Source organism: Deltaproteobacteria bacterium (assembly GCA_016874775.1).
In the GTDB taxonomy this organism is placed as follows: domain Bacteria; phylum Desulfobacterota; class Binatia; order Bin18; family Bin18; genus VGTJ01.
On sequence record VGTJ01000215.1, the window covers coordinates 1 to 9,106 of the forward strand.

10 protein-coding genes are annotated in these 9,106 nt (G+C 52.8%); 6 read left to right on the top strand and 4 right to left on the bottom strand.

Translation table 11 applies throughout. The features are described 5' to 3' along the window. Nucleotides 1-152: 152 nt before the first annotated feature. Together FJ147_25065 and FJ147_25070 are read right to left on the bottom strand one after the other, a co-directional pair. Entirely contained in the window at nucleotides 153-1,217 is a 1,065-nt protein-coding gene (locus FJ147_25065; GenBank protein MBM4259157.1) for an aldo/keto reductase, read from the bottom strand. A gap of 23 nt (nucleotides 1,218-1,240) precedes the next feature. Further along, nucleotides 1,241-1,579 (bottom strand): hypothetical protein, encoded by a 339-nt coding sequence (locus FJ147_25070; protein ID MBM4259158.1) that lies wholly within the window; start codon nucleotides 1,577-1,579, stop codon nucleotides 1,241-1,243. A 54-nt stretch (nucleotides 1,580-1,633) separates the two neighbouring features. On the opposite strand from FJ147_25070, the gene FJ147_25075 reads away from it, so the two are divergent. The 6 genes from FJ147_25075 to FJ147_25100 all read left to right on the top strand — a co-directional run bounded on the left by FJ147_25075 (nucleotide 1,634) and on the right by FJ147_25100 (nucleotide 7,017). Further along, nucleotides 1,634-2,152, top strand: a complete 519-nt coding sequence (locus FJ147_25075; GenBank protein ID MBM4259159.1) for a MogA/MoaB family molybdenum cofactor biosynthesis protein — start codon at nucleotides 1,634-1,636, stop codon at nucleotides 2,150-2,152. A 36-nt stretch (nucleotides 2,153-2,188) separates the two neighbouring features. Further along, nucleotides 2,189-2,434 (top strand): molybdopterin converting factor subunit 1, encoded by a 246-nt coding sequence (moaD, locus tag FJ147_25080; protein MBM4259160.1) that lies wholly within the window; start codon nucleotides 2,189-2,191, stop codon nucleotides 2,432-2,434. A 197-nt stretch (nucleotides 2,435-2,631) separates the two neighbouring features. Beyond that, on the top strand, nucleotides 2,632-3,111 hold the full coding sequence (locus FJ147_25085) for a molybdenum cofactor biosynthesis protein MoaE (protein ID MBM4259161.1): 480 nt from the start codon (nucleotides 2,632-2,634) through the stop codon (nucleotides 3,109-3,111). After that, nucleotides 3,108-3,977: a 4-hydroxy-3-methylbut-2-enyl diphosphate reductase gene (gene ispH / locus FJ147_25090; GenBank protein ID MBM4259162.1), complete on the top strand. Its 870-nt coding sequence runs from the start codon at nucleotides 3,108-3,110 to the stop codon at nucleotides 3,975-3,977. Before FJ147_25085 ends, ispH begins: the two co-directional genes overlap by 4 nt. Nucleotides 3,978-3,979: 2 nt before the next feature. Beyond that, complete coding sequence (locus FJ147_25095) at nucleotides 3,980-4,840, top strand: 3-hydroxybutyryl-CoA dehydrogenase (protein MBM4259163.1); 861 nt, start codon at nucleotides 3,980-3,982, stop codon at nucleotides 4,838-4,840. Then, nucleotides 4,837-7,017: a TonB-dependent receptor gene (locus FJ147_25100; protein ID MBM4259164.1), complete on the top strand. Its 2,181-nt coding sequence runs from the start codon at nucleotides 4,837-4,839 to the stop codon at nucleotides 7,015-7,017. The genes FJ147_25095 and FJ147_25100 overlap by 4 nt, the downstream gene beginning before the upstream one ends. A gap of 46 nt (nucleotides 7,018-7,063) precedes the next feature. On the opposite strand, the gene FJ147_25105 is transcribed toward FJ147_25100, so the two are convergent. Continuing rightward, the gene (locus FJ147_25105; protein MBM4259165.1) at nucleotides 7,064-7,726 is read right to left on the bottom strand and encodes a ferritin-like domain-containing protein; all 663 of its coding nucleotides are present in this window, start codon (nucleotides 7,724-7,726) and stop codon (nucleotides 7,064-7,066) included. A 51-nt stretch (nucleotides 7,727-7,777) separates the two neighbouring features. Continuing rightward, nucleotides 7,778-8,740 carry a hypothetical protein gene (locus FJ147_25110; protein ID MBM4259166.1) on the bottom strand — a complete coding sequence of 321 codons (963 nt, stop codon included), beginning with the start codon at nucleotides 8,738-8,740 and terminating at the stop codon, nucleotides 7,778-7,780. Nucleotides 8,741-9,106: the final 366 nt, after the last annotated feature.

Sequence of the window (9,106 nt, forward strand, 5' to 3'; positions counted from 1 at the left end):
CCTATGTCGCTCTTAGCTCCATCGCTGCTCGCTCACAAGACCTTCTTTGCTTGCTCCCGCGGAACAAATCGGGTGTCGCTCTTTCCTCCTTCCTGCCTCTCGTGTTTCCTCTTCGTTCATCAGGCCAGGCGCTGCCTACTGCGCCCCTCCGGCTATCGCGATCTTCGTCGCCGCATTGGATCATCAAGCGCAGGGTTAGGAATAAATGATTCCTTCGGGTCAATCCGGACTCCAGGTGGGACAATCTTGTCGATACGATCCAATATCTCTGATGTGAGGCGCGTCTCGGCGGCGCCCATCGTGTCCTGTAATTGAGCAAACGTCTTTGGCCCCATAATCACCGAACTCACTCCTGGATGCTCCGCGGCAAATGCCGTCGCCATATGAGTGAGCGAAAGCCCAGCTTCTTGCGCAACGCCCTGCAAGGCATCGATGAGATCATACTTGCGTTGCACTTCTGCGCGTTCAATATCCCAGGTTCCCATGCGGCCTAATCGCCCGGCGGCACGACTGCCTTCTGGAGCAGGTTCATTGCGCTTGTATTTTCCAGTTAACCACCCACCAGCCAGCGGCGCATAGACCATCACACCGACACCATGACGTTGGCATGTCGGTAGGACCGCTTCTTCGACTTTACGGCTGAAGATCGAGTAGATGCATTGCTCGCTGCGTACACGGGCGAGATGGCGATGTTCAGCGATGCGTTGCGCTTCGACAATCCATTCTGCCGGTGATGCCGAGGCCCCGATCACACGGATTTTTCCTGCGCGTTGCAGATCGGTCATCGCGGCGATCGATTCTTCAATATCCATTTCCCAATCCCAGCGATGGAGCTGGTAGACATCGATGTAGTCGGTTTCCAGGCGGCGTAAACTCTCTTCAATCGCCTTCATGATCCAGCGACGTGAACCTCCACCATCGGTCGCATTCTTTCCAGAGCGGGTCATCAGTCCAGCGCGTCCCGGTGGAAAGAAGCATTTTGTCGCTAACACGACCTGGTCACGCCGCCCTTTCAAAGCTTTTGCCAGGATGCGTTCAGACTCGCCTTCAGAATAGGTGTCAGACGTATCAATGAAATTGACTCCTGCATCGATGGCTGCATGGGTGATCTTAATGCACTCGTTGTGATCTGTGTTTCCGTTCGAGCCAAACATCATCGCCCCAAGACAGAAATGGCTCACCTTCACTCCAGTTCCACCAAGCGTTCGGTATTCCATAGATTCTCTCCCTCAATCCTGAATCATTCGCCTGGAACAACAACTTTTACTGTCCCAGCACGAAAGTCTTTTCCTCGCTCTTTTACCATTGCTGGATAGGCATGGTAAAACTTGCCCCCAAGCCTGAGGAACGATTCAACATCTGTATCTTCAACCTCAAGGTCGGCAATCGTCTTTATGGCTTCTTCTTGTGTTTTCGCTGACAGCAATACGTCGTAAATGAGTTGGCAATCCGCAATCTGAAAATCGTCGCGACTCGGGAGTGCCTCGCGGTTCTGCATACTTTGCGGGAAGAAATCCAACAAATAGCGTAGCGCTTTCAGTTCATGGCGTTGTTGATCGAGTTTTTTAATGGTTTCCACAAGGTGCCTCCGTAGGGTTGCGATTGCCCCCTGTCACGATATACATAGAAACCTATGGCGGTTAGCGAACACAAAGACAAGGCCCACCGTGCGGTGCGTTGCGCGGTGATTACAGCGAGCGATACGCGAACGGTTGAGACCGATACCAGTGGCAAGAAGATCAAAGACTTACTTGCTGCCCAGCAGCATACGGTGACGTCGTACCAGATTCTCAAAGATGAACCGACGCAAATTTCTGCTGCGGTACGGACATTACTGGACCAAGCAGATGTCGACACGATTATCATCAATGGTGGAACCGGTATCGCTCCGCGCGATACGACCTTTGAAGCCATCCAAGGAATTCTTGAAAAAGAGATTCCTGGCTTTGGTGAACTCTTCCGCATGTTGAGCTACCAAGATATTGGCTCAGCGGCGATGATGACACGAGCGACTGCAGGTGTTGCAAAAGGAAAAGTGGTGATCTCACTCCCTGGCTCAACCGGTGCGGTGGAACTTGGGATGACAAAGCTCGTGTTACCTGAACTTGGCCACATGTTGTTTGTCCTGCGAGGCGAACGGCATACCCATTAATTTCTGCGTCTCTGCATCTCTGCGTGAGAGAATTCTATGCGTATTCACTTACGGTTCTTCGCCTCATTGCGTGAGCGACTGAAAAAAAGCGAAGAAGTACGGGAAGTTCCTGCTGGGGCAACGGTTGGTAGCGTATGGGAGCTGCTGAAACAGGAGCATCCTGAACTTGCTGCGGTTGAAAAATCGATGGCCTTTGCCGTGGCTCAGGAATACGTTGACAAGCAGCACCCCCTTCAAGATAATGACGAACTCGCATTTATTCCGCCGGTCAGTGGGGGTTGAAGAATTGCGGATTGGCGATTGTGGAATGTGGAATGTGGATTCAGATGCCTATCCGAGAGTGTCATATTGAGTGCTGCGAAACACCTCTCGTGCGTCTCTCCTGAGAGATTCTCCGCGTTGCTCAGTAATGATCCTTCCGGATGACTATGGTTATTCTCAGAGATTCCCTATTCTGTACGAAGTCATGAGACGACATTATGTCATCAGCAAATGAGAACATCCTCTGCAAAATCACCCAAGACCCCATTAACACCCAGGAACTGGCAGACTTCGTTGCCGATCCAGGCGCTGGCGCGATGGCCACGTTTGTCGGCATGACACGCGATACCAATGAAGGTCGCAACGTGACGCGCCTCGAATATGAGTGCTACCCCGGCATGGCTGAGAAAGAGATGGAGAAAATTGCGGCAGAGGTTTTACAACGCTGGCCGGTGAAAAGAATTGCCATGATCCATCGTCTCGGACGTGTCGATATTGGTGAAGCAAGTGTCGCTATAGCGGTCTCATCAGGGCACCGTCATGCCGCCCTTGAAGCGTGCCACTACGCGATCAATCAATTGAAGGAAACCGTACCGATCTGGAAAAAAGAGTTGTACGAAGGCGGCGAACTCTGGATCGGCTCGCAGACCGGAACTGTGGGGTCGTTTCAGAAGGTGCAGGAGGAGAAGCGGGCGTGAGAAATATTCGTAAAGCGGTACATGCTGGTTACTGTTGGGGAGTCGAGCGTGCCATCGACATGGTACATCAGACCACTGAAACGCATAGCGACGTTCAGGTGCGAACCCTGGGGCCAATTATTCACAACCCTCAAGTTGTCCAATCTTTGGCAGACCGAGGTGCGAGTGCGATTGAGTCTCTCGACGAGATGCCAATTGGTGGAACCGTTATCATTCGCACGCACGGGGTGCCGCCGGAAACCTACAAACAAGCCGAGCAGAAAAACTTGACCGTCGTTGATGCAACCTGTCCGTTGGTGACACTCGTGCAGAATCGTGCCAAACAGCTAGTGAATGAAGGCTATCACTTGGTGATCTTCGGTAACTCCAAGCATCCCGAAGTGATAGGCACCGTCGGACATGCTGGTGGCCATGCCACGATCATTGAGAAACCGGAAGAGGCCTGTACGGTCAAACTGGCAAACAAAAAGGTTGGACTAGTCGTGCAGACCACGCAAGAGCCTGAACGCTTGAGTGCGGTTCTTGCGAACCTTGCTCCTCGTTGTAAGGAACTCAAAGTCTTCAACACTATCTGTAACCCAACCATCGAGAGGCAGGATGCTGCCCGTGACCTTGCCCGTGAAGTACAAGTGATGATCGTGGTTGGCGGGAAGAACAGCTCGAACACCCGCCATCTGGCGACGGTCTGTCAACAAGAAGGAGCAATGACGTATCACATTGAGGAAGCAGCCGAGGTCGAGCCTGGGTGGTTTGCCGGTGTGAAGGAAATAGGCGTGACGGCAGGGGCTTCGACACCGGGCTACCTCATGGATCAGGTGATCGCGCGGATTACTGAACTCGAACGACAGAATCAACTCCCCGCATAATTATGAAAGACATTCGTACGCTTGGTATTGTTGGTTCCGGCCAAATGGGTGGTGGCATTGGGCAAGTCGCTGCGCAGGCTGGCATCTCGGTGATTCTCTATGACGTGACCCAGCCAATCGTTACTCGTGCTTTGGATACTATTCACAAAGGTTTGGTGCGCTTGACTGAGCGCGGCAAGTTATCCGAGGATGAGCAACGTGCCATTCTCGGTCGTTTGCGTGGGACTGCGAACCTCCATGAATTCCGCTATGCTGACCTCATTCTTGAAGCGGCACCCGAAGACTATGAGATCAAGAAGAACATTTTCCAACAGCTTGATCAAATTGCTCGTCCTGATGTGATTCTTGCCAGTAACACGTCGTCGATTTCACTGACGCAACTTGGGGCGGTAACGAAGCGCGCAGACAGAGTCATCGGCATGCATTTTTTTAATCCGCCCGTAGTGATGCCGCTGGTTGAGATCGTCCGCGGGTTAGCTACTGCAGAAGAAACCTCGCAAGTCGTTGATGCTCTCGCCAAGAAAATGGGCAAGACGACGATCTTCGCGAAAGACTATGCAGGTTTCATCGTCAATCGCATTTTATTGCCGATGATCAATGAAGCGATTTACGCGCTCTATGAAGGAGTCGGGAGCGCAACGGATATTGACCAAGGCATGAAGCTCGGAACGAACCAACCGATGGGTCCTCTTGCTCTAGCTGACTTGATCGGCCTTGATACCTGCCTGGCAGTGTTAGAGCGGTTGCACCACGGACTGGGCGAGGACAAATACCGTCCGTGTCCGTTGTTACGCAACTATGTTGCGGCTGGGTATCTCGGTCGCAAAACCGGCAAGGGGTTCCATGATTACGGAAAAGCATGAGGTCGTGGCGCGGCCTTTGCCGCTTATGGCTCGTTTCACTCCTGTACGCGGTTAGCTTTTCCCAACATAGTGAAGCGCAAACTTCTGGTCCTTCACCCCAGACTCTCCCCACGGTCGAGGTTCGTGGGACAACTCCCCTGACTGGTATTCCTGTTCCTCGCGAGCAGGTTCCGGCCAACGTGCAAGTGGCGACAGGAAAAGAGATCCAGGCGAGTGGAACTTTCACGCTGACCGACTTCTTTTCACGCCGCTTCGCCGGTGTGAATCTTACTCATGTGCAGAACAACCCCTATCAACCTGACGTTAGCTATCGTGGCTTCGTCAGTTCATTTCTTATCGGTACTCCACCAGGCCTGAGTGTGTTTCTTGATGGCGTGCGAGTGAATGAACCGCTCGCTGATCATGTCAATTGGGATCTTCTTCCGGTTGACGCGATTGATCGTATTGAACTCGTTCCTGGATCACATCCTGTGTATGGGCGAAACACCCTCGGTGGGGCGATTGTTATGCAGACCAAGCGGGGGCTGACCAACCCTGGTTCACTGCTCGAAGTATGGGGGGGAAGCTTTGGGCGCTTGCGGACGTTGGCGCAGACTGGTGGGAGCCGTGGGAAGTTCGACTATTTCTTCTCTGCCAATCGGTTCATGGAAGATGGATTTCGCGACTTCTCGCGCAGTGACGTTGGACAAGTGTTTGGCAAGGTCGGCTATGTCGAAGGAAAAAATGATCTGGCATTCTCCTTGAGCTATACGAATAACCATCTCACCGGTAACGGCCCACTTGCAGAAAGTATTCTCAAGCGTGACCGCTCTGCAGTATATACCCATCCGGATAAGTTCGACCCAGAAGTCTGGCTATTGAATAGCGAGTATCGCCGTGACCTTGGCGGAGGCTTTACGCTCTCGACCAACGCTTTTGGTCGTTTTCTCTCCATCGATCAATTTAACCCTGGAGTCGATGAAGAAATACAAGCACGTACTTGGCAGCGTGGTTGGGGCGGCACTGCGCAACTTGCCTATCAAGGGAAATGGTTGAACCTGCCAGTGACAGCAGCAGTGGGACTTGATTACAACGGCGCGCGGCTCAATTACCGTATCGACGAGCGAGAAGTCGATAGATTCGCAGGGGGAGAGAAAGAGCCGTTTGAAGCTGAAACGCGCATTCACACCCAGACACACGGTGGTGGAGCGTTTATAACGTTGACGGTAGAGCCGCTCGAACGCCTCGCGATTACTGCCGCCGGACGCTTTGACATGACGTCGCTCCAAATCAAAGACCGTCTTGCCGGTCAAGATAATGACGAAGCTGACGCGCGCACGACCGATGCCAGCGGCAGCCATCGTTTTAAGCGTTTCAATCCTGCCCTTGGCGCGACGTATGCACTGACCAACAATCTGAGTCTGTACGCAGGCTACAGCCAAAGTTATCGTGCACCAACTGCGGTCGAGTTAACCTGCGCGAATCCAGACGCCCCGTGTCCGGTACCGACCGCAATCATTGACGACCCTCCCTTAAAGGCCGTTAAAGGGAAAACGTGGGAAACCGGGGTGCGGTGGTCGCCATTGTCGGGGCTCCGAACCACGCTCGCGTTTTTTCGCACTGAACTCGATGATGACATCCTCTTTCGCAATGAACCCCGCAGTCAGTTGCGCGGATATTTCCAGAATATCGATGCCACCCGTCGGCAAGGGATTGAACTGCTGCTCCAGGGAGCGTGGAGAAAGCTGCAATGGTACGCCAATTACACGTTAACGGATGCGACATTTGAGGATGATATCGACCTCTTCACTTTCGCCAGCGAAGATCGGCTGGCTCGTGTGAAAAAAGGTCATCGCTTACCACTCGTTCCTGCCCATCGTATTGCTGGTGGTATGGAGTTTGCGTTGACACCGTATCTCCGTATCAATCTCGACGGGAGTTATGTGGGCTCACAATATTTGCGTGGCGACGAAGATAATAAGCGCAAACGCTTGTCACCGTATTTTGTGGCGAATGCGCAACTCACATATAGTGCACAGTTCTTTGATGTCTTCTTCCGCCTCGAAAACATGTTCGATACGAACTATGAATCGTACGGAGCCTTTGCTGAGAATCGCCGCGATGGAACAGGATTAGAGCGATTTCTTGGTCCCGGCGCACCGCTTGGGGCGTTTGGCGGGGTGCGGGTGAAGTTCTAAACTGTAGGGCAGGCTGTGCCCGCCGAGGTAGCAGGAACAGCCTGCCCTACGTTAACCCCATCCGCTGCAGTCGTGTCATATGCATCTGAATAATCGACATTGGAAACTCAGCAATCATTTCCTCTAACGGGTCAGCGGGTGCTTGCCCGGTGATAAAGCCAGCGTAATGCTGGACCAGTTTCTCCTGCATGGTTAGCAGTCGCTCGCGCAGTGACGGATCTTTGGCAAGATACTGCATCATTTTGCGCTCGCCATACTCAACGTGACTTTCCTCGTCATGAATCACACGTTGCAGCCCACGGCGAATCGGCTGATCACTGATCACATCGTGATAAAAATAAATCAGCACGAGCGCGAGCCCTTCGCCAACCACCATCGATTCAAAGAGCATTTCTTCCCATGAGTGACTGACGACACCATGCAACTCATCCATATCGCTTACCAGCGCCGCAGAAGGCGCTGCGTCGTAGCGTTGTAAAAGCCGCCGAAAAATTCCCGCGTGACGGGTTTCGTCCCGCGTTTGCTTGACGGTCTCCCACATGCCTTCCATGTCTGGTGCTTTGGTGACCCACTGACCGATTTTAACGGCACCCACTTCACCATAAAATAAATGGCTGAGCGCACGAAGAACAATCTCACGATCATTCGCAATCGAGAACCGGGGCGCACCGCGATACAATGTCATTTCATCCCGTGTCAGCAACATCATCCACAATCCCTTCGCGGTTATTTTGAGGAACTTGAACCTGTGCTCCTTCCGTCACTTTTTATATCGTACCTGGCGAAAGAGTGCCAGTAATCGATGCGTCTCACTCAAGGTCGCAGGCTGTTGTGACCACAGCGTGTGAACACCCTCTGGTCCACCTAGCGCGACAAGTCCGCGACGACCAATTTCATGCAAAATTTCACTTGTGGCCCATGCAATCGCCTGATCTGCACGTTTATGTTGCAATGCGTTTGTAGCGTCAAGGTGGTGATAATGGGCAGCAATGGCAGCTACCAGCTTGTCAATATTCAGGTTCGTCGCTGCACTCACCGCTAACACGGGCCGCGTCCACGATTGCTGCTCAAGAGACAAGGCTGCTTTAACGTCCGCCATTGCCTTGCGTGCTAACGCCTCATCATCAGCCTTGTTGATGGCGAGCACATCGGGAATTTCCATTACCCCGGCTTTGATGAATTGCAGCACATCGCCAGAAAACGGCTGAATGACCATGAGTACCGTGTCGGCGATATGGGCGATGTCGGTTTCACTTTGTCCGACGCCGACAGTCTCAATTAACAAGACATCGCACAGATGACGTAAGAGAAACACCGCCGAGAAGGCCTCGCGACTTAACCCACCAAGACGATCGCGTGCGGCAAAGCTGCGAATGTAGACCGATGCACCCGTTGGTACTTGCATGCGTCCACGATCGCCAAGTAATGCACCACCAGAGACCTTACTCGATGGATCAACTGCGACAACCGCGACACGTTTCCCTGTTACCGACACTTGTTCTATCAGGCACGAGATCAGCGAACTCTTGCCAACGCCCGGTGGTCCGGTAATGCCAACAACATGAGCAGATATTGGATGGGTACTGAGTTCATCAAGCAACGCGAGTGCTTGTTCTTGTCGTGCAGGTCGCCGATCTTCGAGCAGGTTCAGCGCCGCAGCGATGGCAGAGCGATCGAAGCGGCGGAGACGAGGGATGTCGATGTTGGGATGTTTAGTGGTCACGAGAAGAGAAAAGTAGGGGCGTACAGATGTATGCCTCTATATGCCCAATGAACTTTGATAATCAAAATCGGTAATGAAACATACCGTATCTTGTGCTCCTCGGTGCGTAGGGGCGACCGGCCAGTCGCCCCTACAGACGCATCGACTATTACCGAATTTGAGCGTCAAAACTCATTAGCGTTTGTTATTTGTATTCATCCTGGCCATTACCCTCACCCGCTCTCGCTACGCTCGATCTTCCCTCTCCCTGGCAGGGCAATGACATTAAGTTTACGCGAGTATCCGTTTGCCATATTTCGCGAACCGCAGTCGATGGGCCGCCGAGCGTTTGCGGCGGGGGAACTGGCGGCCCGGCCGCTGACGAGT

Bases quoted from the DNA above. Each gene is read 5' to 3' on its own strand.
- moaD (MBM4259160.1), top strand. From the start codon at position 2,189: ATGCGTATTCACTTACGGTTCTTCGCCTCATTGCGTGAGCGACTGAAA.
- FJ147_25065 (MBM4259157.1), bottom strand. From the start codon at position 1,217: ATGGAATACCGAACGCTTGGTGGAACTGGAGTGAAGGTGAGCCATTTC.
- FJ147_25105 (MBM4259165.1), bottom strand. From the start codon at position 7,726: ATGATGTTGCTGACACGGGATGAAATGACATTGTATCGCGGTGCGCCC.
- FJ147_25075 (MBM4259159.1), top strand. From the start codon at position 1,634: ATGGCGGTTAGCGAACACAAAGACAAGGCCCACCGTGCGGTGCGTTGC.
- FJ147_25095 (MBM4259163.1), top strand. From the start codon at position 3,980: ATGAAAGACATTCGTACGCTTGGTATTGTTGGTTCCGGCCAAATGGGT.
- FJ147_25085 (MBM4259161.1), top strand. From the start codon at position 2,632: ATGTCATCAGCAAATGAGAACATCCTCTGCAAAATCACCCAAGACCCC.
- FJ147_25100 (MBM4259164.1), top strand. From the start codon at position 4,837: ATGAGGTCGTGGCGCGGCCTTTGCCGCTTATGGCTCGTTTCACTCCTG.